Source organism: Roseivirga sp., from assembly GCF_965216855.1.
Taxonomy (GTDB): domain Bacteria; phylum Bacteroidota; class Bacteroidia; order Cytophagales; family Cyclobacteriaceae; genus Roseivirga.
In genome coordinates, this window is the sequence record NZ_OZ244204.1 from 3745008 (window position 1) to 3770284 (window position 25277).

21 protein-coding genes are annotated in these 25277 nt (G+C 40.8%); 14 read left to right on the top strand and 7 right to left on the bottom strand.

The genetic code is table 11. The features are described 5' to 3' along the window. The first annotated feature begins 8 nt into the window (after positions 1 to 8). The 9 genes from ACOOEY_RS16515 (at position 9) to ACOOEY_RS16555 (ending at position 7823) form a co-directional block, all read left to right on the top strand. Positions 9 to 1043: a cytochrome c oxidase subunit II gene (locus ACOOEY_RS16515; protein WP_420385827.1), complete on the top strand. Its 1035-nt coding sequence runs from the start codon at positions 9 to 11 to the stop codon at positions 1041 to 1043. 19 nt (positions 1044 to 1062) lie between these two features. Continuing rightward, positions 1063 to 2943 carry a cytochrome c oxidase subunit I gene (locus tag ACOOEY_RS16520; RefSeq protein WP_420385828.1) on the top strand — a complete coding sequence of 627 codons (1881 nt, stop codon included), beginning with the start codon at positions 1063 to 1065 and terminating at the stop codon, positions 2941 to 2943. Then, positions 2927 to 3973: a COX15/CtaA family protein gene (locus ACOOEY_RS16525; protein WP_420385829.1), complete on the top strand. Its 1047-nt coding sequence runs from the start codon at positions 2927 to 2929 to the stop codon at positions 3971 to 3973. The genes ACOOEY_RS16520 and ACOOEY_RS16525 overlap by 17 nt, the downstream gene beginning before the upstream one ends. Positions 3974 to 3975: 2 nt before the next feature. Beyond that, positions 3976 to 4875: a heme o synthase gene (gene cyoE, locus ACOOEY_RS16530; protein WP_420385830.1), complete on the top strand. Its 900-nt coding sequence runs from the start codon at positions 3976 to 3978 to the stop codon at positions 4873 to 4875. A gap of 2 nt (positions 4876 to 4877) precedes the next feature. Further along, positions 4878 to 5462, top strand: a complete 585-nt coding sequence (locus ACOOEY_RS16535; RefSeq protein ID WP_420388661.1) for a cytochrome c oxidase subunit 3 — start codon at positions 4878 to 4880, stop codon at positions 5460 to 5462. A gap of 15 nt (positions 5463 to 5477) precedes the next feature. Then, positions 5478 to 6242, top strand: coding sequence for a cytochrome c oxidase subunit 3 (locus ACOOEY_RS16540; RefSeq protein ID WP_420385831.1), 765 nt, complete (start codon positions 5478 to 5480; stop codon positions 6240 to 6242). 13 nt (positions 6243 to 6255) lie between these two features. Next, complete coding sequence (locus ACOOEY_RS16545; RefSeq protein ID WP_420385832.1) at positions 6256 to 6630, top strand: cytochrome C oxidase subunit IV family protein; 375 nt, start codon at positions 6256 to 6258, stop codon at positions 6628 to 6630. A 73-nt stretch (positions 6631 to 6703) separates the two neighbouring features. Beyond that, on the top strand, positions 6704 to 7312 hold the full coding sequence (locus ACOOEY_RS16550; RefSeq protein WP_420385833.1) for a hypothetical protein: 609 nt from the start codon (positions 6704 to 6706) through the stop codon (positions 7310 to 7312). After that, a complete protein-coding gene (locus ACOOEY_RS16555) occupies positions 7290 to 7823 on the top strand; it encodes a DUF420 domain-containing protein (protein WP_420385834.1) in 534 nt (177 codons plus the stop codon). Before ACOOEY_RS16550 ends, ACOOEY_RS16555 begins: the two co-directional genes overlap by 23 nt. A 109-nt stretch (positions 7824 to 7932) precedes the next feature. Here ACOOEY_RS16555 and ACOOEY_RS16560 read toward each other — a convergent pair whose 3' ends face one another. After that, positions 7933 to 9120, bottom strand: coding sequence for a 6-bladed beta-propeller (locus ACOOEY_RS16560; RefSeq protein WP_420385835.1), 1188 nt, complete (start codon positions 9118 to 9120; stop codon positions 7933 to 7935). A gap of 1066 nt (positions 9121 to 10186) precedes the next feature. Here ACOOEY_RS16560 and ACOOEY_RS16565 point away from each other — a divergent pair. Together ACOOEY_RS16565 and ACOOEY_RS16570 are read left to right on the top strand one after the other, a co-directional pair. Further along, entirely contained in the window at positions 10187 to 10444 is a 258-nt protein-coding gene (locus ACOOEY_RS16565; RefSeq protein ID WP_420385836.1) for a hypothetical protein, read from the top strand. Next, on the top strand, positions 10404 to 10784 hold the full coding sequence (locus ACOOEY_RS16570; protein WP_420385837.1) for a DUF983 domain-containing protein: 381 nt from the start codon (positions 10404 to 10406) through the stop codon (positions 10782 to 10784). The genes ACOOEY_RS16565 and ACOOEY_RS16570 overlap by 41 nt, the downstream gene beginning before the upstream one ends. 55 nt (positions 10785 to 10839) lie before the next feature. Here the strand turns inward: ACOOEY_RS16570 and ACOOEY_RS16575 are convergent, their stop codons facing one another. The 4 genes from ACOOEY_RS16575 to ACOOEY_RS16590 all read right to left on the bottom strand — a co-directional run bounded on the left by ACOOEY_RS16575 (position 10840) and on the right by ACOOEY_RS16590 (position 14266). Then, positions 10840 to 11292 carry a hypothetical protein gene (locus ACOOEY_RS16575; protein WP_420385838.1) on the bottom strand — a complete coding sequence of 151 codons (453 nt, stop codon included), beginning with the start codon at positions 11290 to 11292 and terminating at the stop codon, positions 10840 to 10842. After that, entirely contained in the window at positions 11282 to 12256 is a 975-nt protein-coding gene (locus ACOOEY_RS16580; RefSeq protein WP_420385839.1) for a serine hydrolase domain-containing protein, read from the bottom strand. The genes ACOOEY_RS16575 and ACOOEY_RS16580 overlap by 11 nt, the downstream gene beginning before the upstream one ends. A gap of 1036 nt (positions 12257 to 13292) precedes the next feature. Beyond that, positions 13293 to 13964 carry a hypothetical protein gene (locus ACOOEY_RS16585; protein ID WP_420385840.1) on the bottom strand — a complete coding sequence of 224 codons (672 nt, stop codon included), beginning with the start codon at positions 13962 to 13964 and terminating at the stop codon, positions 13293 to 13295. Continuing rightward, positions 13964 to 14266, bottom strand: a complete 303-nt coding sequence (locus ACOOEY_RS16590; RefSeq protein WP_420385841.1) for a hypothetical protein — start codon at positions 14264 to 14266, stop codon at positions 13964 to 13966. Before ACOOEY_RS16590 ends, ACOOEY_RS16585 begins: the two co-directional genes overlap by 1 nt. Positions 14267 to 15231: 965 nt before the next feature. Between ACOOEY_RS16590 and ACOOEY_RS16595 the strand changes: the two genes are divergently transcribed. From ACOOEY_RS16595 to ACOOEY_RS16605, 3 genes are all read left to right on the top strand, one after another. Beyond that, entirely contained in the window at positions 15232 to 18927 is a 3696-nt protein-coding gene (locus ACOOEY_RS16595; RefSeq protein ID WP_420385842.1) for an ATP-binding protein, read from the top strand. 2 nt (positions 18928 to 18929) lie between these two features. Continuing rightward, entirely contained in the window at positions 18930 to 22379 is a 3450-nt protein-coding gene (locus ACOOEY_RS16600) for a hypothetical protein (RefSeq protein WP_420385843.1), read from the top strand. Positions 22380 to 22488: 109 nt separating this feature from the next. Further along, complete coding sequence (locus tag ACOOEY_RS16605) at positions 22489 to 23379, top strand: sulfurtransferase (protein WP_420385844.1); 891 nt, start codon at positions 22489 to 22491, stop codon at positions 23377 to 23379. A 265-nt stretch (positions 23380 to 23644) separates the two neighbouring features. On the opposite strand, the gene ACOOEY_RS16610 is transcribed toward ACOOEY_RS16605, so the two are convergent. Together ACOOEY_RS16610 and ACOOEY_RS16615 are read right to left on the bottom strand one after the other, a co-directional pair. After that, positions 23645 to 24403 (bottom strand): ABC transporter ATP-binding protein, encoded by a 759-nt coding sequence (locus ACOOEY_RS16610; protein WP_420385845.1) that lies wholly within the window; start codon positions 24401 to 24403, stop codon positions 23645 to 23647. After that, entirely contained in the window at positions 24400 to 25134 is a 735-nt protein-coding gene (locus ACOOEY_RS16615; RefSeq protein ID WP_420385846.1) for an MlaE family ABC transporter permease, read from the bottom strand. The genes ACOOEY_RS16610 and ACOOEY_RS16615 overlap by 4 nt, the downstream gene beginning before the upstream one ends. Between the last annotated feature and the right edge of the window lie 143 nt (positions 25135 to 25277).

Sequence of the window (25277 nt, forward strand, 5' to 3'; positions counted from 1 at the left end):
AATAGAATATGTTCGGTTTTTATATAGCACTTGCAGTTTTTCTGGTAATCGCCATTCTGTTGTTGATCTTCAGAATCACGCGACTGGTGAATGTTGTAAAAGGTACTGGCGACCAGACTACAGAGACCAGTAATAATTGGAATGCCATCATGATGGTGGTGTTCATGGTATTGTTCTTCGGTCTTGCCGGATGGTATTCCTGGGCTGAATATGATGCTTATACTCCTCCGGTAGGTTCAGAGCATGGTGAATTAACAGACAAGTTGTTCTGGAGAACCATGTGGGTAACTGGTTTGGTATTCATTATCACCAATATCTTACTGTTTGTATTCTCTTATAAATACAGATACAACAAAAACAAAAAAGCCCTTTTCTATCCTCACAACAACAAGTTAGAGTACTTGTGGACTGGTGTTCCAGCCATTGTATTGACCTGGTTGGTTATCTCAGGCTGGATGGCATGGGATGGTATCATGAGCGAAGCTCCTGAAGATGCTGAGCAAATCGAAATCATGGGTTATCAGTTCCAGTGGTCAATTCGCTATGGAGGAATGGATAACAAAGTAGGTGACTATGATTATCGTCTGATCGATGCAGTGAATGATCACGGTATGGACATGAGCGATAGAGCCAACTATGACGACTTTAAAAATATCTCATTGGTTATCCCTAAAGGGAAGCCTGTACTTCTGAAAATCAGAGCAAGAGATGTACTGCACAGTGTATTTATTCCTCACATGAGAGTGAAAATGGATGCGGTACCAGGTATGCCTACTCAGTTCTGGTTTATAGCTAACAAGACGACAGAAGAAATGAGAGTGGAGGAAGGAAATCCTGAATTCAACTATGAGCTGGCTTGTACTGAGATCTGTGGAGAGGGTCACTTCTCTATGAAGAAGATCGTGACGGTACTGGAGCCGGAAGAATATGAAAAATGGAAAGCTGAGCAGAAATCATGGTTGTCTAAAAACCCTGACTATATGGCTCAGGTGCCAGACGACATGAAAGAGTTGGCATTAGTAACATCAGGTATTAACGAATAAGAAATTAACATCATTAGGTATGGCAACAGCAGCAGAAGCACATATTGATGTACATGCACATGACGATCATCATGATGATCATCACGAGCAGTCATTTATTTCAAAATATATTTTCTCTACAGACCACAAGACCATTGCCAAGCAATTCCTGATTACAGGTATTATCTGGGCAATTATCGGGGCAGCGCTTTCTGCAATCTTCAGATTGCAATTGGGTTTCCCGGAGGCTGACCTCGGATGGTTAAGACCTCTACTAGGTAAGTGGATCTCAGCAGAAGGAGCACTTGATCCTGAATTCTACCTGGCTTTGGTAACTATGCACGGTACCATCATGGTATTCTTCGTGTTAACTGCCGGATTGAGTGGTACATTCTCTAACTACCTTATTCCATTGCAGATTGGTGCCAGAGATATGGCATCAGGATTTATGAACATGCTTTCTTACTGGTTCTTCTTTGTTTCCAGTGTAATCATGTTGATTTCCCTGTTCATTGAGACAGGACCTGCGTCAGGTGGTTGGGTAGTCTATCCGCCATTGTCAGCCTTGCCACAGGCTATGTCTGGTTCTGGTTTGGGTATGACCTTGTGGCTGGTAGCCATGGTATTCTTCATTGCTTCTTCATTGCTTGGAGGTATCAACTATGTAACTACAGTAATTAACCTGAGAACAAAAGGAATGACATTCTCAAGATTGCCTCTTACGATTTGGGCTTTCTTCCTGACTGCCGTTATCGGTATTCTTTCATTCCCGGTATTGTTCGCTGCTGCATTGTTATTGGTATTCGACAGAAGCTTTGGAACATCGTTCTACCTGTCTGAAATCTATATTCAGGGTGAGGCACTTCCTAATGTAGGAGGTAGCCCGATCCTTTACCAGCACTTGTTCTGGTTCCTGGGTCACCCTGAGGTATATATTGTATTGTTACCTGCATTAGGTATCACCTCTGAGATTATTGCTACTAACTCGAGAAAGCCAATTTTCGGTTACAAAGCTATGATCATCTCTATGATGGGGATTACGTTCCTGTCGTTTATCGTATGGGCACACCACATGTTCGTGTCAGGTCTGAATCCGTTCCTGGGTTCAATCTTTATGTTCCTGACCTTGATCATTGCGGTTCCATCGGCAGTAAAAGTATTTAACTACCTCACTACACTTTGGAAAGGTAATATTGTCTTTACCCCGGCCATGTTGTTTTCAATTGGTCTGGTATCAGTATTCATTTCCGGTGGTATTACGGGTATTTTCTTAGGTAACTCAGCTATTGATATCCAGTTGCACGATACTTACTTCGTAGTAGCTCACTTCCACTTAGTAATGGGTGCGGCTTCATCGTTCGGTTTGTTGGCTGGTGTATATCACTGGTTCCCTAAGATGTTCGGAAGAATGATGGATGCAAGATTGGGTTATATCCACTTCTGGTTGACCTTCATCGGTATCTACTCAGTATTCTTCCCAATGCACTACATCGGTATTGCAGGTTTCCCAAGAAGATATTATTCATTTACCAACTTCGATGCGTTTAGTGGTTTCACTGATCTGAATATGTTCATTTCAGTAGCAGCTATCCTGACATTTATTGGTCAATTTGTGTTCTTGTTCAACTTCTTCTACAGCATTTACAGAGGTAGAAAAGCACCTGCTAACCCATGGAAATCTAATACGCTTGAGTGGACTACCCCCAGAGTACCAGGTCACGGTAACTGGCCGGGTGAGATTCCTCAGGTTTACAGATGGGCTTACGACTATTCTAAGCCAGGTGCGGAAGATGATTTCATTCCACAAACTGTTCCTTTCTCTCAGACTATGGAGTCTAACCTTCCTCATGAGAATGATATGATTGCCCTTGAGAAGGAGATGGAAGCAGAGGAGATTGTGGTTGATGAAAGCAAACACTAAAGGAAGATTATTCAGACGGTTTACTGCCGTCACCATTATAGCTGTCTACTTGCTGATTGCAGTAGGTGGTATTGTAAGAACTACAGGCTCAGGAATGGGATGTCCCGACTGGCCAAAATGTTTTGGGAGTTGGGTTCCACCTACGGATGTAACTCAGCTCCCAAATGATTATAAGGACATATATGTTCAGCAGAGAGTAGAAAAGAACGTAAGGTTCGCCAAGTATCTCTCAGCATTAGGCTTTGACGATTTAGCCAATCAGGTTCAGAATGATCCTGACATTCGTGAAGAAGAAGAGTTTAATGCAGCAAAAACCTGGACAGAATATGTGAACCGCCTGATTGGTGCGGTTATCGGACTGCTGATTTTTGGTACTGCGGTACTATCGATCAGATACTGGAAAGAAGATAAACCGATCACTGTTCTTTCATTTATTGCATTTGTATTGGTAGGCTTCCAGGGATGGATAGGCTCCATTGTAGTAAGTACTAACCTGCTGGAGTGGATGATTACAATTCACATGCTCCTGGCACTGGTAATTGTCTGTTTATTGATCTATGTCTATTACAGGTCAAAAGACAAGGCAGATACTTACAGTTCAGCCAGATTAGGCAGTTTAAAGTGGCTAACCCTGATTTGTATGATCTTGAGCTTGGTGCAGGTGGTATTGGGTACTCAGGTTAGAGAAGCGATAGATATAATATCTGCTTCGCTCGAACGATCAGAATGGATCTCTAACCTTGGAATTACTTTCTACATTCACCGATCATATTCTCTGTTGTTGCTGGCATTGCATATCTATTTGCTTTGGAAGCTCATGAAAGAGGGCATCAGAAAGTCAGAACTAGTAGCACCGACAAGGTGGTTACTGGCGATTGTGATTGTAGAAATAGTCAGTGGTGCGGTAATGGCCTATTTCGGTGTACCTGCATTTATACAACCAATACACTTGTTACTTGGATCAGTGATTATTGGAGTACAGTTTTATCTGTGGCTCCTGTTAAGAAACAAAGAATTGAAGTTAGCCTGAGAATGGTTGAGAATTCGGTAAATATTAATGTTCAGTCAACAGTATCGCAAAAGGTAAAAGCCTTTGTAGAGCTGATGAAAATGAGGTTGTCTCTATTGGTAGCCTTTTCATCCGCATTCGGATATGCGTTGGCTATGGGGGGAAGAGTAGACTGGCTACAACTGGCTGCACTGTTTGTTGGAGGCTGGCTGGTTAGTGGTGCTTCATGCACTGTGAACCAGGTATTGGAAAAGGACTATGATAAGCTGATGAAGCGAACTCAGACCAGACCTTTGCCTACAGAAAGACTCAATAATTCAGAGTCTCTGTGGTTTGCGGCTTTTACTGCTTTGGCGGGTATCTTATTACTCTGGACTTCTACCAACTTGTTGACAGTAAGTCTGGCTGTATTATCCATGATTCTTTACAGTTTTGTTTATACTCCGCTGAAAAGAGTAGGTCCGATCGCTGTATTTGTTGGAGCTTTTCCAGGTGCATTGCCACCACTATTGGGATGGACAGCTGCCACAGGCGCTATTTCTCATGAAGCCCTGATTATTTTCGGTATCCAGTTCATCTGGCAATTTCCTCATTTCTGGGCTATTGCCTGGGTAGCTGATGAAGATTATAAAAAGGCCGGTTTCAAACTTCTGCCTGTAAGAGGAGAGAAGGATATGAAAACCGCTTTCCAAATTATGACCTATACTTTATTCCTTATTCCACTGGGGCTGTTGCCTACTTATTTTGGATTGACAGGAATAAATTCTGCTGTGATAGCCACGGTTTGTGGAGTGCTGTTTTTAGCCTCTACGATTAAGTTGATGAAAGATCAATCGAGAAAGTCAGCTCTGAGAATCATGTTCGGTTCCTTCCTGTACTTACCGATTGTTCAGATTGCGTATTTGTTGGATATGGTAAAATGATGATGGCAGAGAATTACAAATTAGTAGACGCTCCGGTGGAACAACCACTATCTATGCATCCCAAGAAGTTTGCATTGTGGCTGTTCATTGTCACCGTGATCATGATATTTGCGGCATTTACCAGTGCCCACATTGTAAGACAGGCTGATGGTGACTGGTTGATTTACGACCTGCCACAGATGTTCTGGTACACTTCCGGCATTATTCTGGTAAGTAGTGGCTTTATGCATTGGGCATATATGGCCGCTAAGAAAGATAAACCGGAGCAGGTAAAAATTGCTTTGACTATTGCTACCCTTTTAGGAGTAGTATTCCTTTTTGGTCAGTTAGAGGCCTATAGTCAATTAGTCGATCAGGGAGTTTTCTTTGTAGGGAATCCTGCAGGAAGCTTTGTATACATTTTCACAGGTGTTCACGGCTTACACTTAATAAGCGGTGTGATATATCTGATATATATGCTAATTTCGTCCTTTAGATATAAAGTGCATTCCAAGAATATGCTGAACATGGAGATGTCGGCAACCTGGTGGCACTTCTTAGGCGGACTTTGGATTTATTTGTTCATATTTTTATTGCTGAATCATTAATAATTAACCAAATCTATGGCAACTACTGCTACTATGAGTAAAAAGACCCTTTGGGGTGGAGGCGTAGCGCCTTTAAAGGCGAGCTACGGAAAGTTGATGATGTGGTTTTTCCTGCTATCAGATGCTTTCACCTTCTCCGGATTGCTGATTACTTATGCTTTCCTCAGATGGAGTGCTCCCGCTTATAATGGAGACCCCGAAGCATTTACATTCTCAACTGAATACTGGCCAATTCCTGAAAAGGTTTATGAGGCATTCCCTGGTTTCCATGGAGTAGAGCTTCCATTGGTATTCGTTGGTTTGATGACCTTCATCCTGATCATGTCTTCTGTGACTATGGTTTTGGCAGTAGAAGCAGGTCATAGAATGGATAAAAAAGGAGTGGTAAAATGGATGCTATGGACCATCATTGGTGGTATCTGTTTCTTAAGCTGCCAGGCATGGGAGTGGAGCCACTTCATTACAGGTACCGATACTGCTACCATTAGCGATGTAGTAGTAAACGGTGTTTGGAAAGAAAACTACGAGATATTCGGGGCTAACTTGAACTTTAACCAATACGGACCTCCTGCTTTCGCAGCCTTGTTCTTCTTCATCACCGGTTTCCACGGTTTCCACGTGTTCTCTGGTGTGGTGTTGAACGTAATCATCTTCTTCAATGCAGCTACCGGCTTATATGAAAGAAGAGGACACTATGAAATGGTTGAGAAGGTTGGACTTTACTGGCACTTTGTAGACCTAGTTTGGGTATTCGTATTTACTTTCTTCTACTTGATCTAAAAGACTTTTTATAATGGAACAGACAACTAACGTACAAGTACAACCTGTTGATAAGGCTAAAATCTGGGGTATCTGGAAAGTGGCCATCATTCTTGCGGCTATCACTGCTATTGAGTATGTGTTTGCCTTTCAAATGGAAGCAGGTATGGCAAGAACAGTGATTTTTATCGTGCTTACCATTTTCAAAGCCTTCTTTATCGTGGCGGAGTTTATGCACCTGGGGCATGAGGTGAAAGGACTGGTATACTCTATCATTCTTCCCATGATCTTTATTCTTTGGTTAATTGTAGCCCTTGTGAATCTCGAAGGTGCGGCCATTAAAGAGTCAAGAGGCGTGGTAGACTATGAAGGAGGTCCGGCTACGGAACACGTAGATGACAGCCATTAATTAGAATTAATTGATTAGCTATAAATCAGAATCAGGTCAAAACACTTTGGCCTGATTTTTTAGTTTATAAAGCATGCGTAAAAAGTCGGTTTTCCTTTTTCTGTTGATTGCCCTGCCGGTAATTATCTTTCTTTTCCTGAAGTCATTTGGCCGAAATGAATTCTCTATCCCTGTCTATTATGAAAAGGGTTTGGGTGATTCGTTAAGTACTCCATGTCTCGACCGCTCTGCAGAGCAATACATCGTCAAGAATCCTTTGTTAGCGGAAGGAAAGATCAATGTAGTACATTTTGAGAGAATGGATGGTCCCGTTTTAAAGACCAGACTGGAGGAACTGGAAAGGGTACAGGACGTCTTCTACAATGATGATGACATACAGCTCACTACCTACCTCAATGGAAGCAGTATCGCTCACAAAGACATAACCGATTACAACGGACGTATTCAGTTCATGGAGCAATTCTGGCAAATCGATGAACTTGACTCTACTGCCTGGGCCAACCTGAAGTACTGTGGTTTGGCCATGAGTAACCTAGACAACAGGGTGGTGTTGGTCGATCAACAGAAGCGGATTAGGGGATACTACAATATCCTTGAAAGAGAAGAAACAGACAGACTCATACTGGAGTTAAGAATTTTGAAAACTGAAGAAGAAAACTATGGCACAGACACTGGAGAATAAAAAGTCTATGGTATGGATTCGTGTACTCTCAATTGCCATTCCTTTGGCGGTTGCTGTACTGCTCTCTTTACCTACCAAACTCGACCTGGGAGATTGGGTATATGGCTTACCACATGCCATCGGTGTGGTTAATACATTAACATCGATATGCCTGATTGTAGCCTATGTGGCCATCCGCCAGAAGAAGGTGAAGGTGCATAAACAAATGAACTCTGCTGCCTTTGTGCTGGGAGCTATATTTTTGGTGCTATATGTAATCTACCATGCCAGTGCCGAGTCAACTCCTTATGGCGGGGATGATACTACCAGATATATTTATTACTTCTTCCTGATCAGCCACATACTGCTTTCTATTGGGGTGGTGCCATTGGTTTTACTCGCATTTTACTATGCCCTGAATAACATGATTGATAAGCATAAGCGGATTGTTAAGTACACTTTCCCCATCTGGTTGTATGTTTCTGTAACCGGGGTTACAGTTTACCTGATGATTAGCCCTTATTATCCATGATGTTTGCCCCGTACTTTTTTTACAATCCATTTGAGAATTAGTATCCAAAAAAATATAAGGGCAGTTATCCCTAGAACTAGAAAAAATGTAATTAGGATTTCGGGCTTACTCATTTTGCTTTCATTTTAGTTCTTATGATAACAGGGTTGTTGTTGTTTAACTTCATTTCATCAATGATCTGTGATATTCTATAGTTAGAACTGTCTGGTTGAGTACTTGATATATCAATGCTGGAGTAATATTGCTGATAGGCATTGGCCATTTCACTTGTAAAAAAAGAGACATAGTCTGAGTCATTAATCATGGTGCCATTCAGAGTAAACATTCCACTATCAATATCATTAATTGTTCCTCTAAATAGACTACTCTTGAGTGAAGTTTTATCAATTAAGGTCGTCTTGTCTTCACCCTTATACAGAAAGGAATAAGAGATCGTATTCTCAGTAACCAGCGGATTAAGTTTAAGAAATGCAAAGTCTGCATTAACAAAAGTGAAGTTAGGGTCTAAAAGAGCCCGCTCATCTATTTGTGTGCCATAATCAACAAAATACTTGTTAGTCACTTCACTTTCTTTAATTTGATATACGGTGTCAGTATAGTTTGAGAATAAATAAGTGTTTTTTTGATACTCAACCAACGAACTTGAAACCAATATTGGGCTAAATTTCTCATCTCCTAAAGGAAGAATGAGATTTGCTTCCTTTCCATTCCGAGATACATGAATGAGACCTGTGCCAAGTTCTTTAGTACCGTTGAAAAAATTATACTCATCAGGAGAATAAAAAAGGTAATCTCCATCGGGGGTTGTAATAAAATCTCTACAGATTAACGTAACCCTTATACTACTTACAAAATTACCGTACAAGTCATATGTAAATACTTTACCTTTCCTGACATCATAGATTTCTAATGAGCTATTCTTCTTGTTAAGGTCAAAAAAGTCAATTTTCCTATACTCACCAGGGCCATCCCCAATTCTTTGAACTCTATCTATGTACTTGCCTTTTCTATCAAAAATAACAATGGCATCTTGATCTTTATCATGAACATAATATTTGCCATTAAACTCTTCTACATGTGCTATACTCCCGATAAAAGAATAGTTTCCAGATTGCAGATGAATATACTCCAGCGAATCTGATATTGAACTGAGTTGAAGTGGCCTCGTATTGGAGCCAGGGTCAATTTCAATTCGATGAATACTGTTTTGAGGTTTTTTTTCACTCTGACAACCTAGGCTTAAGCAAAAAACAAGTAATAAGGTACAGCGTTTTAGTGCCTTATGTGTACAATTCATACTATTATGTGGGAAAAGGTGTGATTGGGAAAATTGCTTTTATAAAACTGGTAAACACATTTTAATAGAGATTTTTATCTCTAACCAGTAATAGAATCAGCACCGATACTGATGCATAGAAATGAACCAATATCGGCACATTGTTTATTTTGGGAAAACAAAAAGAAAGTCATCGTTTATTCTCCAAGAATCACAGCTAGAACTAGCCTGGGATCCTTTATGACAGGCGTTTTCTGGATCTGAATACGAACAACAAGTAGACCTAGTAATACCTGACGGAATACCCGTATATACCCAGACGTTTGACATCTGTGCACCAGTTAACCAACTAGATTGTTTAATTAGCTCCTTTTCAACATTCAGCATAGGATTAGCATTTACAAATGATATAATGATAACTATGCAAATCAATGGTCTTATAATACTCTTCATGTTTGAATAAATTAAGATGGTAAGACTGTGGTACAGCCAACATTAAAAGGTTGACAGGCGTTTGATGGAACGCTTGATACACAACAAGGGACTAGATTGGAATGCCATACATAGCCAAACATCGGATACCATTGATACCAACCTTGATCAATAGTGCCCTTAGTTGCCCCGCAAGCCCATCCTAAGGGTAATTCACAAGGAACTTCTTGCAGTTTATATGGTAATGCATTAAATGACATTAAGCACATAACGACTGCTAAGATTATAAATCTGATATTTTTCATATGTTATTGTTTTGTAATGAGCCTTTCTCAGCTAAAAAAGAAAGGAAATAGTTGTTTCTATTAGATTTCATTAAATATATAAATATCGATGAGTAATATGATGTTATTTTAATAAAATAACATCATATAATATTTATATAGTGGCCGTATTGAAGCTAAGCGTAAATCAATTCTTTTCGGCTTTTGAGTGAATGAGTATGTTTAGAACTCCCTTTTTATTCAATGATATTTGAAAAAATCATTGGTGTGATCATACGTAACCAAGATTACTTTTTACCTGATGATTAGCCCTTATTATGCACATTAATCGGATTTCAATGTTATAAGCCTTAACTTTAAGCGCAGAACAAATGAAGAGATTTTTAATTATAGGGTTGTTATTGTTGATTTCGGCCAGCCAGTCTTTTGCACAATGTGCGATGTGTCGGGGCTCAGTTGAATCATCGGTAAGTGCGGGCGATACTTCAATGGCTGCCAACCTGAATCTGGGTATTCTCTACTTGTTCTTTACACCATATGTTCTGGCTGCTGTGATTGCCTATATCTGGTACAAATCGAGTAGAAAAAATGTCAAAAAAGCCCAAGGCGCTGGCAGTATTGCAGGGTAGATGCCCTCAATGCAGAAAAGGTAAACTTTTTCCTTTCGCTGCCTACAATTTATCCAAGTTCACCAAGATCAACGATACCTGTTCTTCGTGTGGAGTGAAGTTTGAACGTGAGCCCCGTTTCTTCGATGGTGCAATGTATATCAGTTATGCCCTCTCTGTAGGCCTGTTTCTGGTTTCAGCCTTCATCATTTACATGTTCTTTCATCCGGTGAGTGAGAATGTATATATGGTTGCTATCATATCGGAGGTGGTTTTGCTTTATCCTCTGATGTTTCGCTATTCCAGAATATTCTATCTCTATATCTTCGGTGGACTGAAGTACGGTGAGAATAAGAAATAGGTAGTTACTCACCACTGAAATCGGAATTTCTATGTAATGTCTGAATTCAGATTTTTTATTCTCGTAACCTTACAATCTTTTTCTGTCTGACTATTATGACGCCAATAAGAGACAGGCCAATTGTGAAAATAAGGTTAATAAAGCTTTGGGGGATGCTTGTAATGGATGTTTCATTCGTTCTCCCGAGTTTGTTTAATGCAACTATAAAGGTTTCTGACAATTCTGGAATGAATGCGTATAGAAGTGTATCAAGAGCTAAATAAATTAAAAGGCTCGTAAGGAAGAAAACAAGTGTGGCTTTCGTGGGGCTTTTTACACTTATCCTATGTCGGATTATCAGAGGAGGTAGTCCTAGAAATAATAAACCTGCCAAGAAGGGGATTAATAGGAGCTCCATTGAAGAATAGCCGTTAATGCTAAGGCCTAGAAGTATTAGTTCAACAACTCCAAATACTAAAGTCCCTAGTATAAAAACGTGCTTTAAAATACCAGGCCGGTCATGTGCCATATGCTGCAATTTTAATGTTTAGAAAACGTAATGTGTTTTTGATAATTGAGTTGAATCGAGGGTTGTTCGAATGATCAAGTACAATAAGTGTTTTTGAGTTTTGATGGTCAACCAGCATGAATGTATTAAAACCATTCCAACTCCCATTGTGCCAAAAACTATCCTTTTCAAATACCCAACCGAACTGATAATTTAGTGTTGGAGAAACATATACTTCATTGATTGTTTTCGAGATAATTTGGTTTGATAAAATTTCCTTTGACCAAATCTGCCCCCACTTTTTTAAATCGGTTATGTTTGATATCACACCCCCGTCTCCAACAATTTGATCGAAGCGATTTGCTCTGATAGACTGATGTTTACCACCAAGGAATGATTCATAGGCAGATACCAGCTGATTACCACTAGTGAGATTGTTAACCGTAGCGGTCTGAGTTAAACCATATTTGACTAATAATTCTTGAAGATATTTTTCAAAGGTTGAGTTAGCCAAGAGTGGAAATAAGCTGGTCAGTAATACATAATTGATGTTCTGGTATTTAAATGGCCTGTCAGCTCCGATTCCAATTCCTTTTTGAAGATATTGATTTTTGTAAGCGGAGATAAGTTGATCATTATTGAACTTTTGAATTTTCTTATCTGAGATAGCTAGGTAATCATTTGTGAGTCCGGATTTGTGCTGAAGTAGGTCAAGAATTGATATGTCTTGAAGTAATGGGGCATGAATAATCTTACCAAAATCTGATTCAAGAGAAATATCATATTGTTCGCAGAGTTTTATGGTGGCAAATGCAGTAAAGGATTTGGATAGGGAGGCTAATCTGAATGTGCTGTTACTATCGACTTTAATAGTATAATCTAAATCAGCATAGCCGTGAATGAAGTTAAGTTCTGTAGTCGAACCATTTAAGGTTCCCAGATAAAAGGCACCATCCATTTTCTCTAAATCGTAAAGTTTATTCAACCAGTTGCCAAGGATAATCGGGGTACCAGTTTTATTTTCACTAATCAATTCGGGAAGAGAGATGTGCCTTTTCCATAGTATGAAAACGATCAACCCGGTTAGTAAGAGTGAGGCTAAAATGATAAGGGCTATCATGACGGTAAGAGCCCTTTGGTTGAACGTTGTAGCCAAGAAAGAGGCCATTTTATGCTATTCCATAAACCTACACAATCATCATTATTCAAAAACATACCCAAAGACATTATAAATAGAAACTGAAAATCATACAGCATCATAAACAAGCCAATGGAGATGTGTAATGAACCCATTAACAAAAGAAAGAGCCGTTTAGTCTGTTTGAACCAAATGAGAATTGGGAAAAATAATTCGAGTAGAATAGTGCCATATGTTGTAATGGTCACGAATAAACCATTTTGGACCAATAATTGATTCCAAGGAGTACCTTGAAATCTTTCAGAGCCTAAAACATAATATGTAGCAATTCCATTAAACCATACGTCAGAGTGTATTTTATGAATTGCTGAAAGAAAATAGATCAAACATAAATGGAGACAAACAGAAATACCCCCTAGGTTGGAAATTAGTATTTTTGATTTAGAGGACCTTGAAGGAAATATGGAAAGGGAGTTATATGAGTTGATGAAAATCAGGTAGAGAGTCAGAAACTTTACCAAGTTATCTCCACCATTTAGAGTTACCCATGAGAATGCTTGTATAATATCCAAGAAGATGAAAAGTAGCAATGGGGTCAACCATTTTCCTAACCCAAAAAGGAAGCTAAAAATCAGAATAATATAAAGACCATAAAACAGCCGAATATTGTCTCTTATTAACTCAGAACCGATGCCTATGAAATTAAGAATTGGAGATTCTCCAGTACTTAAGAAGGAACTACCGGAATAAATTATTTCGAAGTATTCTCTCATAACAATTACATCTCTCAGTAGGAAAATACAGACGGAAACCCTGAGAACTGGAGAGTATTTATGAAAGAGGTCAGTTGTTAATAAATTAGATGAATAATTCATAAAAATAATTATGGATTGAAAAGTGATATTGTATCACTTCTAAAAATTACTTTTTCACTTTTGATACTATCTCTTTGAAGTTCTGAGCGAGAATAGAACTTTGGCATTTCAACATGAGAGATTTCGATTACAACTTTGTTAAAGTCTTTAGGTACTGAGTTTTTTTTGGCTACTATTTGACCATAATTAAATAGAGTTTCAAAGCTCTTGATTTGCTGTATGAAATTTCTTCCTTCTTCAATAATGACGCTGTCATTCAAGGCTTCAATTAGTCCGTTGTTAAGTTCGTACTCTAGGGATTCCTTTACTGCCACTAGACCATCATTAACTGCATGTAATGAACTGGATAAGATGTAATCTAAGATGTCTTCTGTTGAATTAAAGGGAGCTTTTTTTGACTTGATGACTTGTAGGTCTTCTATGACCTCATATCTGAGCACATACTCATTATTGAGGTCACTGATGAAATAGTAGTATAGTCGATCGTTGTATTTTGGTGGCGGAGCAAAAAAGCCCCACTGTTGATAGAAATAGGTTTCAAATTTGTGTTTGAACTTAAGTAAACTAACATTGATATAGTTGTCTGGAGAGACAAAAACAATGGTAGTAGTCCAATATAGACCGAAGCACAATATTATTGTGCTTCGGAAAAAAGTAGTATTGATCTTGTAATGAGTCATTAGCCTAAAGCTTGCATTTTCTGAGCTTTGAAAACCTCAAATTGTTTGAGATAATCTACTTTTGACTCATTGACTTTGTTGGTGATAATAAGTGTAGTAGATGCCTGAATGGTAACTGCTTCTACTTGTGGAGTAAGCATTCTGACAGCTGCTGCTGTATAATTGACAGCTGCTCTTGTTGCTGCTACTGTGAATCTTACAGCTGATGCAACCCATGCATCTTGCTCAACAGTTGACAGACTGCTTTGAGTATTTCCTGCAGGTCTCGCATTTCCTAATAACTTTGGTTCTGATGATTTCATGCTAATTAGGGAAAAGAAGCATGCTGTGACCAAACATAGTGTTACTAATTGTACCTTCTTCATTGGTAATAGTTTTAAGTGATAAAATTTATACGCGAGACAATTCTAAAAAATGGTAATCTCATTTTCTGAGACTAAAGATTTTGAATCAAAAAATAAACTCGTTACTGACTGTCTCTTTTTTTAAAACCGAAGGATAGAGTTACCTCATGCTCATAGATATAACTCTTCTTATTAGAGTCGTAAATAATTGGTGCTCCCAAACTTTTCATGGTTTCAATAAGTCTAAATAGACTAGATCTAGAAACACATAGTCTCCTTGAGAGCTCTTCAGGAGTTCCAGTTGCGTTTCTCTTTATTAATTGATGAACTCTTTCAATTAATTGTGTTTTAATAATTATATTTTGCATACTGAATCTATTGAGGGTTACGTAAAGCCTTCTAGAGTCAGAATAACCTAAATCCAATTGTTCATCTAGTGCTTATGCAATTGAGCTAACTAGGGTTATTTGTGTTATGGTTTGAGATATAAATTAAGAGTTGTAAGGGTGTCGCAATCATTATCTGAGTAGTTTCTTTGGAAGGAGATTCCGATTCAGAAGAGATAGCGAAAAGTTCTGCTTTTTAGCCCCTGATATATACGAGGTTCAATTCTATAATTAATATCGAAGCTCGTGCTGAATGTGTTAATATATAAATAATACACATATATATTAACTTTCTCTGTTTTTGTTTGACTTTTGGGTAAAAGCGATTTGTCAATCTTCAGGATTTTTATTCTTGTTACGAAAGGAATTAATACAATGGCTCATACAATTCGTTGGTAGATCAGTAACTGGTGAATGAGGCCATTTTATGATTTAGGTTTTGGTAAACCTTTTAGGTAGTATTTTTGCTAGGAATGTGCTAATTCGCATCAAGCCGCGAATTATTAGTAGATTCCAATTCGCTAAAGCAGAAATAACTTGAATCAGCTTCGGAAGCTTCTTATTCAGCACAAAGCCTTTCTAATCAGTGTACTATTGGTTGGACTGACTTTGGTTATCGATGAAGCCATCTTCTCCGATCAGAAGCGTAGGGTTAACCCTGAAGAAACGATCTCCCAAAATCTGTCTGTTCAGCTTCAGCAGTTAGACGAACAACTGAGGCAAATCAGCGATATCGCTGTCGTTGATTTGAGTCGACTTTTCAATCGCTTCTCCAATAATGATGAGATGCCTTACTTCATCTTCGAGAACGGTGAAGTTATTTATTGGAGCACCAATCGGTTTGTGCCTAAGTACGGTACACTGGACGGTACTTACATCTACAGGTTCCTTGAATTAAAGAGTGGACAGTACATTGTCAAGCGGAAGGTGATTAACAGTGCACAAAACAGAGTAGTGGAGATTTACGCTATGCTTCCACTCAGTTCGGATGTACCCCTGAACGATTCTTTCAGAGACTACGGTTTGAATGGTAAGGTCTTCGGACGGTCTTCTTTCACATTGAGTTCTGCTGAAAATGCCAGTGGCGAACGAAATGTCTATTCTCCTGAGGGCATCTTTCTGTTCTCCTTTGAGGGTACGGAAAGGATGAAGATTGATTACCCGAATTATGCAGTACTAATTCTACTGCTTTATCTGGTGGCCATATACTTCTTTATTCGTTCCGGTTATCATTATGCCATACAACTGGCAGACGGGAAGTTGTTACTGCCATCTATCATTCTCCTGACCATTTTTCTGGGGGCTGTTCGGCTGCTTATGCTCAGATATGAATATCCGCTAAGTGTAGTAGAGTGGGGGCTATTTCAACCCGATTACTTTGCAGAGAGTTGGTGGCAGCCTTCCCTGGGAGATTTTCTGCTCAACCAATTGGCTATACTCAGTATTGTCGTCTTTGCCTTTGTTCGGTTAACCAGACTTCAGAAACCAAGAGATAAAGCAAGACCGGCTTTTATCCTTATTGCAGTCATCCTGCTGTTGGGTGCTATTTACTACTTCATTCAGGAAGCCAGGTCCTTGTTCTCCAATTCACAATGGTCTTTCGATGTGGGTTCCGATATCAGCTTCTCAGGCTATAAGTTCATGGCATACTTTGCCCTATTTGTCATAGGCGTCATTCCTTTTCTCATTGGACAGTACCTAAGTACAGAGTTGAGAAAAATCAGGAAATCCGGAGTAGTCATCTTTGTGTTAGCTTCTGTCATAATTGCTTCGGCAACTCTGGTCTATTTACTAGGAGGACCTTATGCAGCAATACTGTTGGTGCTGGCCGTTTACTTACTAGTGGTCTACTATTTCCGCCTGGCTGAACAGCTTTATCAGGCCAATTACTCCACCTTCCTTTATCTGTTTGCTACTGCATTATTGGTGGCCACCATCAGTAACATTCTGTTGGGAGGACATATTAAAAATGAGGCATTAGGAGATAAGAGAAGCCTGGCCACAAGGCTCTTGTCAGAAAATGACCTTGAGGCTGAGTACCTTTTATCGCAGGCCAGGGAAAGAATAGAATCCGATGTACTCATTCAGACCAATATTGCCAACCCATTTTCTTCTAAGGACCTGATCAGACAAAAGATTCAGCGGGTCTTTTTGGGTGAATACTTCGACAAGTATGAAATAGAAGTACTGATCTTCAATGGGAATGGTATAGCGGTGAATAGCTCCACGCCTTTCACCTATGATGAATTGCGAGCTGAGTATGGACAGGACATCAATCAGACCGAGTTTGAGAATCTGTATTTTTACCGGTCCAATTACCCTGTGGTGCTTAATCAATACTACCTTTTCAATGAGATCAGAAGGTATGGAGTAGTAATTGGATATGTACTGGTAAGGCTTGATCGCAAAGAGGTACTGAACAACAGCATTCTGCCACAGCTCTTGTTAAATGAATCTCCGGAGACCAGTGAATTTGGTCATCTGGATTATGCGGTGTTCGAAGGAAGAGGCCTGCAAAGTAGTTCTGGAGACTTTAACTACCGCAGAGATTTTGATGTGAACCTGTTGGATCAGGATGCCATTTATGAATCACCTGTAAGCATTGCGGGCTATGACCATCTGGCGGTCAGAAATCAATCGAACAATCAGGTCTTTGTTATTTCAAGCCATCACTACCCTTTACAGTACCTGATTACCAACTTCTCCGTGTTCTTCCTCTTTACTGTAGGTATGATCATTCTGATCTTTGGAGTATCAGCAGGGTACTTCAACACCAGAAAGCAATCGGTAACTCTCTCGGCCAAGATTCAGATTCTTTTGAATTTCGCTTTCTTCCTCCCACTTATTATTGTAAGCATTGTTGTGCTCAGATTGGTTAACACCACGGTAGAACAGAACATTGAAAACCAATACCTGGCGACTACGGAAAGTGCAGCCAATAACCTGGCTAACCAGCTTCAGTTGTTCCTGGAAGGAAGGAATGAAAACAATGAAGCGCTGGAAAATCGTATATCGGAGATTAGTCAATATGCCAGGGCCGACATCAACCTATTCAATACGAATGGGCGACTGATTGCTACCAACCAAAGATTGATTTTCGATAATGAGCTCCTGGCTCCATTTATTAACCCTCAGGCTATGGCCAATATCATTGAGTCAGGAGGGAAGGAAGAGCTGTTCACAGAAAGAGTGGGTAATCTGGCCTTAAGCTACAAGTCCACCTACTTCGGTATTCGCTCTAATGAGAATAATCAGTTACTTGGGGTACTGAGTATGCCTTTCTTCGACTCAGAAGAGCAGTTAAAGGCAGAGCAACGGGATATACTCTCGAACATACTTAATTCTTTCACCTTCATTTTTGTGATTTTTGTGGTGCTTTCCTTCCTGGCATCGCGCATACTGACTTATCCTTTCAAGTTCCTTACAGAAAAGATAAAGCGGACCACACTGTCTAACCTGAACGAGCCGCTGACCTGGCCGGCAGAAGATGAAATTGGCCTGATGGTGGGAGAGTACAATAAGATGCTGGCCAACCTGGAGAAAAGTAAAAGGGCTTTGGCCCTGAGCGAAAAGGAGAGTGCCTGGAGAGAAATGGCCCAACAGGTAGCCCATGAGATTAAGAATCCATTGACTCCCATGAAGCTCAAGCTACAGCACCTGAAACGGGTACTCTCATCGGCTCCTGATCTGGATACAGATTTCAATAAACCGATCGACAACCTTTTGAGTCAGGTTGAAACATTGAGCGATATTGCTACTTCTTTCTCTTCATTTGCCAAAATGCCTATGCCGCGTAGTGAACGGATTAATCTGGCAGAAGTACTGAAGAAGTCGGTTCGGCTATTCCATGAAGATAAGATTGAAATACATTCCAACATTCCCCGACAACCCGTTTGGGTGATGGCCGATGATCAGTTGTTAGGCAGGATTTTCAATAACCTGATTCTGAATGCTGCCCAGGCCATGCCTGAAGGTAAGGTGTGCCAATTGGAGGTTGAACTGGTGGTGACTCATAATAAGGCCAGAATTACTTTTGCTGATGATGGCATGGGAATCCCTGAAGAAATCAGAGAGAAGATATTTATCCCTAAATTTAGCACCAAGGCAGAAGGCTCAGGTATCGGTTTGGCCATAGCTAAACGTGGGGTAGAGCATGCCGGAGGGAGTATATGGTTTGAATCTGCAACAGGAGAAGGCACTACCTTCTACCTGGAGTTTCCGCTAACCGATTAAGTGTGCTACGTTGGTCATTCGTTTTTTTATTGGCTTTGATGTCGACTGCTGCTTTGGCGCAGTCCCCCTTTGACAGGTGCCGATGGATAAAAACGGATGGGCCTCAGCTACTTGACTCACTGACTGTCTTCCCTGAATCCATCAGAATCACCGCTCCGGACTCCGCACAACAATTCAGCTTCGACCTGAACACCAATACGATTACGTTCATCAATAGTACCTTCGATTCCGTAAGGGTTTGCTACACTACATTACCCTTCGATCTACATTCAAAAAGAGCCCATAAGACCCTTGATATCTACGATTCAACGGCATTATTCAAAGATGCTATTCTTTATCAGCAGGCCTTAGCTATTCCCAAACGTGAGGAGATCATCAATACCGAAAATATCTATAAAACCGGAAGTATATCCAGAGGTGTTTCTTTTGGCAACCGACAAGATGTCTTTGTCAATTCTACCCTGAACCTGCAAATGGAAGGTCAGTTGACAGAGAATGTGAACCTGAGAGCGGTAATAACCGACAGAAATGTTCCTTTTCAACCGGAGGGTAATACACAGCAGATTCAGGATTTTGATAATGTATTCATTGAACTCTACAATGAGGATAAATGGAGGTTGAAAGGTGGCGATGTGGTTCTTCGCAATGGTGAGTCAAACTTTCTGCGCTATTATAAGAATGTACAAGGTGCCCAATTCAATACCAGCTATGAGCTACCAGGAGGTTTCAAAGCAGAAACAACGGTAGCCGGCTCTGTGGCTAAAGGACGTTTCGCATCGGTGTCTATCAATCCGATTGAAGGCGTGCTCGGGCCATATCGAGTCAGAGGGCCTAATAACGAACGCTTTATCATTATTCTGGCGGGTTCAGAAAAGGTGTTTATCGATGGTCAGCAAATGACCCGCGGGTTTGATAACGATTATGTCATTGACTATAATCTGGGTGAAATTACTTTTACCAATAAGGTGCTCATCACACAGTTCACCCGTATCCGGGTCGACTATGAGTTTTCAGACCAGAACTACAGCCGCTCAATAGTGCAGGCCAGTCATTATCAGGCTAATGAAAAAGTGAACTTTGCCTTTAACTACTACAGTGAAAAGGACAACCGCACTCAGCCATTGCTCTTTGACCTGACTGATGAGGAAAAAGTAATTCTGGCGAATGTGGGTGATGATCTGGATAATGCCTTTACCACCAGAGTTGACAGTGTAGCCTACAACCCGGACCTGATTTTATACCGTAAGACAACGGGAACTGATGCATTGGGAATGACATACCCTATTTACCAGTATTCTACCAATCCGGATAGTGCCTTTTTTGATGTGCGCTTTACCGAAGTAGGAAGTGGTAATGGTAATTATATTCTCAGAAATACCACCGCCAACGGACGTATCTACGATTGGATCGCTCCGGTCAATGGTCAGGCTCAGGGTAAATATGAACCCATTGCCATTCTCAATGCCCCGAATCAGAAATCGATGGTTACCCTGGCCGGAGGAGTGCAACTGAATAAGACCGATGGTTTACAGGCAGAAGTGGCGTTCTCGAAAAATGATGTTAACCTGTATTCTGAACTGGATAGCGATGATGATAGCGGTCTGGCCTATAAGGTGATCCATGAGACCAAAGATAGAAAGGTGAGTTTCCTGCCTGATTACCAGTTCAATAGTACACTTTCCTATGAGTACAACAGTGAGTCGTTCTCTTTCATTGACAGACTTCGCTACATAGAATTTGATCGGGACTGGAGTTTCAATCCTGATGAATTTAGCACCAATTACACAGAAAATATATTCAACGCTGATCTGGCTTTGAGAAAAAACATGCTGAACTCAGCCTCATATCGAGTGGTGAGAAGAAAGAGAGGACAGGCTGTTGATGGTTTCCAGCACTACTTTAACCTGACTAAGGAGTTGGGAGACTTTCTGCTTAAGTCAGATGTCTATCTGATGAATAATGATCAGACTGTACTCAGCTCGGAATGGAATCGGTTCAATGCGGATATTTCTTATCGAAGTAAGTGGTTCATCCCGGGTTATCGGTACAGACAGGACCAAAACGAGGTGGTGAATCAACTGACCAGCGAGGTGGTGAGGTCTGCTATGAACTTCAGAGAGCATACTTTTTACCTGAGAAATGCTGATACGCTGAAAACCACATACGGTATTGACTATCAGACCAGAGAAGATCGCCTACCAGTTAACGGCCAGTTGATTGATAATAATCAGTCTAATACATGGAATGCGTTTTTCAGAACCCAGATCAATCAGAATAACCGACTCTATATGCTTTTTACATACAGAAATCTGGTAAACCTGAATGAAAGTGAAGAAGACAGAAATGATGAAACCATCATGGGACGTATCGACTGGTCGGCCAGTTTTTTTAAGGGTATTATTCAGTCAGATTTAAACTATAACCTGGCCAATAGCCGTGAGCTGAGAAGAGAGTTTATCTTCATTCAGGTGCCTACCGGAGAGGGTACCCACACCTGGCGGGATGATAATGGTGATGGAGTGCAGGACCTGAATGAGTTCTATCTGGCCGTGAATCCTGATGAAAAGAACTACGCCAAAATCTTTGTGCCAACTGATACCTTTGAGGAGGCTTTCAACACCATCATTACCTATCGGTTTAACCTGAACTTCCCGAGGGAATGGGGAGAAGAATCGGGTTTGAAGAAAACACTTTCACACTTCTCCAATACTACCGCCTGGGGACTGAATGCCAAGATTACCGATGATCAACTGGTTAACAGGCTATGGCCAACTCAGGTGAATGATGCCGAGGTACTTGGCTACAATGAAAATCTGAGGTCGACACTATTCTTTAATCGATCTAATGCTGTTTTTGGTGCAGATGTAGGTTTGGCCAGACTGGAAAACAAACAACTACTGGTGAATGGGTTTGAGCAAAGACTAAATGAAGATTACCGCTATCATTTAAGGTGGAATATCAACAGAGGCCTGAACCTCGATCTTAACTACATCAATGGCCTTAGAATAAGTCAGTCCGATGTATTGACCCAAAGAAACTATCAGGTGGAGTCAACCAATTTTAATCCTTCCCTGAGTATTCAGCCCAATAGGAACATTAGAATAACAGGTTCTTATGCTTTCAAAGACAAACAGAATGTGTTGACGGAGTCATCTACCGAGAAATCAGAGATCACGGAGCTGGGTGTTGGAGCCAGGTACTCCAAAGCGGTGCAAACCAGCATTACAGCCAATTTCAAGTACATCGATATTCAGTTTGAAGGAACAGAAACCTCACCGGTGGGCTACGAACTACTGGAAGCACTTCGTCCGGGTACTAACCTCACCTGGAACCTCAACTGGCAGCAGAAGCTGGGCAATGGCCTGCAACTGTTGGTACGATATGACGGACGTAAATCAGCCGACAGCCGGGTGGTGCATTTGGGGAGAGTGCAGGTGACAGCACTGTTCTAAAGGACACTTCCTGATTGAAGCGTTAAAGAGAAGTTAATGAAAGGTTAAAGGCTGATCTAAGCTATTCAAGCAGCATATGGTTTCCGTATTTTCATGAAAACTCAAAACCATGAAAAACTTCAGGACACTTCTTCTACTCTTTGTTTTTGGAATTAGCCTCAGCGCAAATGCTCAAAGAACAGACTACAGTCAGACTTTTGTTGATCAGGCGTGGATGCAGGAACACATAGATGACCAAGACCTGGTCATTCTCCATGTAGCCAACCCTAATACCTACCAGGAGGGACACCTGAAAGGAGCATTGTCCATTGTTCCGCAGCAGTATACTGTGGTCAGAGGTGATCTATACTGGGAGTTACCGGAAGAAGAGGCATTAGCAGATACACTACAGAATTTTGGTATTAACAACGAGTCTACTATTGTACTCTACTATGGAGGTACTGACCATGCCGCTACCTTCAGGTTATTCTTCACGCTGGATTACTATGGCGTTTCAGATCAGGTCAAGATCCTCGATGGGGGGCTGAAAGGCTGGAAAGCCAACAATCTGCCTTTGAGTACAACTCCTGTTGAACGTACAAGAGCAGAAGAACCTGTTAAACTTAAAGCAGTAAAGAAACGCTTTGCCGATAAAAGCGATGTACTTAAGGCACAAAAGAAATCAAAGATTCAGTTGATAGATGCCAGGAGGGATGTTTACTATAATGGCACTGAGCAGGGTGATTACGGAAGGCCGGGGCATATCGCTACGGCTGCCAATATCTGCTGGTTAGATATTGTAGATGAAAACATGTTCCTGAAGGATAAAGCAACCCTGTCAGCGTATTATACAGGCATAGGATTGCAGCCGAATTCGCAGGTGATGTCATACTGCCATGTGGGTTTGAGAGCTTCCGTTATCTATACCATTGCTAAATACCTCGGCTATGATGCCAGGCTATATGATGGTTCTTATAATGAGTATGATACACTCGATGAGAGCTATGCTGTAGAGAAGTAAGTAATGGTTCACAGGTACTGTCATAGGCCTCCTGCTAATTTCACAAGTCCGGAATGAACAAAAGTCTTACTGATATACTTAGGCCATGGTGAGGCAATCCTTTAATCTAAAAGAAAGACCTGTAATTTTGTGATATACCGCTTCTACGCAGCTTTTGAAGCAGGAGGGCATTTTCCAGGTTATGACATTAGGTCACTTGTAGACAATGGTTATGCCTATGCCTCTGCAGTTCCGTAGGAGCAAAATGTGAAGTGTAGACAGCGAGTTAAAATCCACCAAAAGACTTAGCCTTTCGCATCATCTTATTGGCGAAGACAAAATCATCCAGTTCCTGTACGCCTGAGTGCATAATTTCATCAGAACTGCCTTCCCATAGCTTTTTGGAGTCAGCAATGAAGAGTATGTATTCTCCGATTTCCATAACTGAGTTCATGTCGTGAGTAACAATGACAGTTGTGATCTGATATTCATCGGTGATTTCTGCCAGCAGCTGGTCAATTTTGATGGAAGTGAGCGGATCCAGTCCGGAGTTAGGTTCATCACAGAACAGATATTTAGAGTTATTGACAATAGCTCTGGCAATACCGACACGCTTTTGCATACCACCGCTGATTTCTGATGGCATCTTTTTGTTCGTGTTCTCCAGTTTCACCTTTTTGAGTATGACATTGACCCTATCCATCTTCTCATCTTCCGGCATTCGGGTGAGCACATCCAGAGGGAATTTAACGTTTTGCTCTACGTTCATGGAGTCAAATAAAGCCCCTCCCTGAAAGAGCATCCCAATCTCTCTTCTAATGTCTGTTTTGGTATCTCGGTCAGCAGTAATGAAGTCTCTGCCATTGTAGAGTATTTCACCTGAATCCGGCTTAAAAAGTCCGACAATATTTTTAAGCATCACACTTTTACCGGAACCACTGGCTCCAATAATCAGGTTGGTTTTTCCCTGCTCAAAGGTGCCTGAGATCTCTTTCAGTACCGTTTTATCTCCAAATGATTTAGTCAGGTTCTTTACTTCTATCATCTTACTAAAAGGAGTTGGGCTAAAACAAAATCACTTAATAGAATGGCGATACAGCTAACGGTTACCGCCCGGGTACTCGACTGTCCTACTTCCAGCGCACCACCTTTGGTGTAATATCCCATATAAGCCGCTATAGAAGCAACAAGGAATCCGAATACGATAGATTTGATCAGGGCAAAAGTGACACTGAACTCGTTGAAGTTCATCTTTAGGCCCATGAGGTAGTCAGGTGTTCCTAAAACTCCTGCCAGACTTGCCGCCAGGTAACCGCCACCAATGGCCAATGCACCTGCCAGAATAACCAGGAACGGATACATTATGAGGGTGGCAACAATTTTAGGTAGTACCAGGTATGATACCGAATTGATCCCCATGACTTCAAGGGCATCAATTTGTTCTGTAATTCTCATCGTACCCAGATTACCTGCAATGCTCGATCCTACCTTACCGGCAAAAATGATAGCGGTAATGGTTGGGGCCAACTCAAGTATGGTCAGGTCACGAACCACCAGACCGATAATGCTGTCAGGAATAAACGGGCTTACCAGGTTATAGGCCGTCTGGACTGTAGACACTGCGCCCATAAATACAGAAACAATGGCTACCAGCACAATACTGTTGATACCAATGTATATGCATTCATCAATGATTAGCCTGAAGTAAGTTCTGAATGACTCAGGATTGGTGAAAAGCTTGCCAATAAAAAGAATGTACCTTCCCAGGTTAGTCATAAAGCCTGATTAAAACTTGGATTGCCTGTCATACAACGGCAAAATAACAAAACTTGTACGAATGCCTTATTGGTTCCCTTAAATTAAGTCTATTGTGAATAGACGAGCCTGCCTTCTGGAATTGAGAATTATGTGTATGCTTC

What these genes read in the sequence shown, in the direction of transcription:
- ACOOEY_RS16540 (WP_420385831.1), top strand. Translation starts at nt 5,478, where the DNA reads ATGGCAACTACTGCTACTATGAGTAAAAAGACCCTTTGGGGTGGAGGC.
- ACOOEY_RS16555 (WP_420385834.1), top strand. Translation starts at nt 7,290, where the DNA reads ATGGCACAGACACTGGAGAATAAAAAGTCTATGGTATGGATTCGTGTA.
- ACOOEY_RS16535 (WP_420388661.1), top strand. Translation starts at nt 4,878, where the DNA reads ATGGCAGAGAATTACAAATTAGTAGACGCTCCGGTGGAACAACCACTA.
- cyoE (WP_420385830.1), top strand. Translation starts at nt 3,976, where the DNA reads ATGGTTGAGAATTCGGTAAATATTAATGTTCAGTCAACAGTATCGCAA.
- ACOOEY_RS16550 (WP_420385833.1), top strand. Translation starts at nt 6,704, where the DNA reads ATGCGTAAAAAGTCGGTTTTCCTTTTTCTGTTGATTGCCCTGCCGGTA.
- ACOOEY_RS16590 (WP_420385841.1), bottom strand. Translation starts at nt 14,266, where the DNA reads ATGAAATCATCAGAACCAAAGTTATTAGGAAATGCGAGACCTGCAGGA.
- ACOOEY_RS16575 (WP_420385838.1), bottom strand. Translation starts at nt 11,292, where the DNA reads ATGGCACATGACCGGCCTGGTATTTTAAAGCACGTTTTTATACTAGGG.
- ACOOEY_RS16610 (WP_420385845.1), bottom strand. Translation starts at nt 24,403, where the DNA reads ATGATAGAAGTAAAGAACCTGACTAAATCATTTGGAGATAAAACGGTA.
- ACOOEY_RS16525 (WP_420385829.1), top strand. Translation starts at nt 2,927, where the DNA reads ATGAAAGCAAACACTAAAGGAAGATTATTCAGACGGTTTACTGCCGTC.
- ACOOEY_RS16615 (WP_420385846.1), bottom strand. Translation starts at nt 25,134, where the DNA reads ATGACTAACCTGGGAAGGTACATTCTTTTTATTGGCAAGCTTTTCACC.
- ACOOEY_RS16605 (WP_420385844.1), top strand. Translation starts at nt 22,489, where the DNA reads ATGAAAAACTTCAGGACACTTCTTCTACTCTTTGTTTTTGGAATTAGC.
- ACOOEY_RS16565 (WP_420385836.1), top strand. Translation starts at nt 10,187, where the DNA reads ATGAAGAGATTTTTAATTATAGGGTTGTTATTGTTGATTTCGGCCAGC.
- ACOOEY_RS16560 (WP_420385835.1), bottom strand. Translation starts at nt 9,120, where the DNA reads ATGAATTGTACACATAAGGCACTAAAACGCTGTACCTTATTACTTGTT.
- ACOOEY_RS16545 (WP_420385832.1), top strand. Translation starts at nt 6,256, where the DNA reads ATGGAACAGACAACTAACGTACAAGTACAACCTGTTGATAAGGCTAAA.
- ACOOEY_RS16585 (WP_420385840.1), bottom strand. Translation starts at nt 13,964, where the DNA reads ATGACTCATTACAAGATCAATACTACTTTTTTCCGAAGCACAATAATA.
- ACOOEY_RS16515 (WP_420385827.1), top strand. Translation starts at nt 9, where the DNA reads ATGTTCGGTTTTTATATAGCACTTGCAGTTTTTCTGGTAATCGCCATT.
- ACOOEY_RS16570 (WP_420385837.1), top strand. Translation starts at nt 10,404, where the DNA reads ATGTCAAAAAAGCCCAAGGCGCTGGCAGTATTGCAGGGTAGATGCCCT.
- ACOOEY_RS16520 (WP_420385828.1), top strand. Translation starts at nt 1,063, where the DNA reads ATGGCAACAGCAGCAGAAGCACATATTGATGTACATGCACATGACGAT.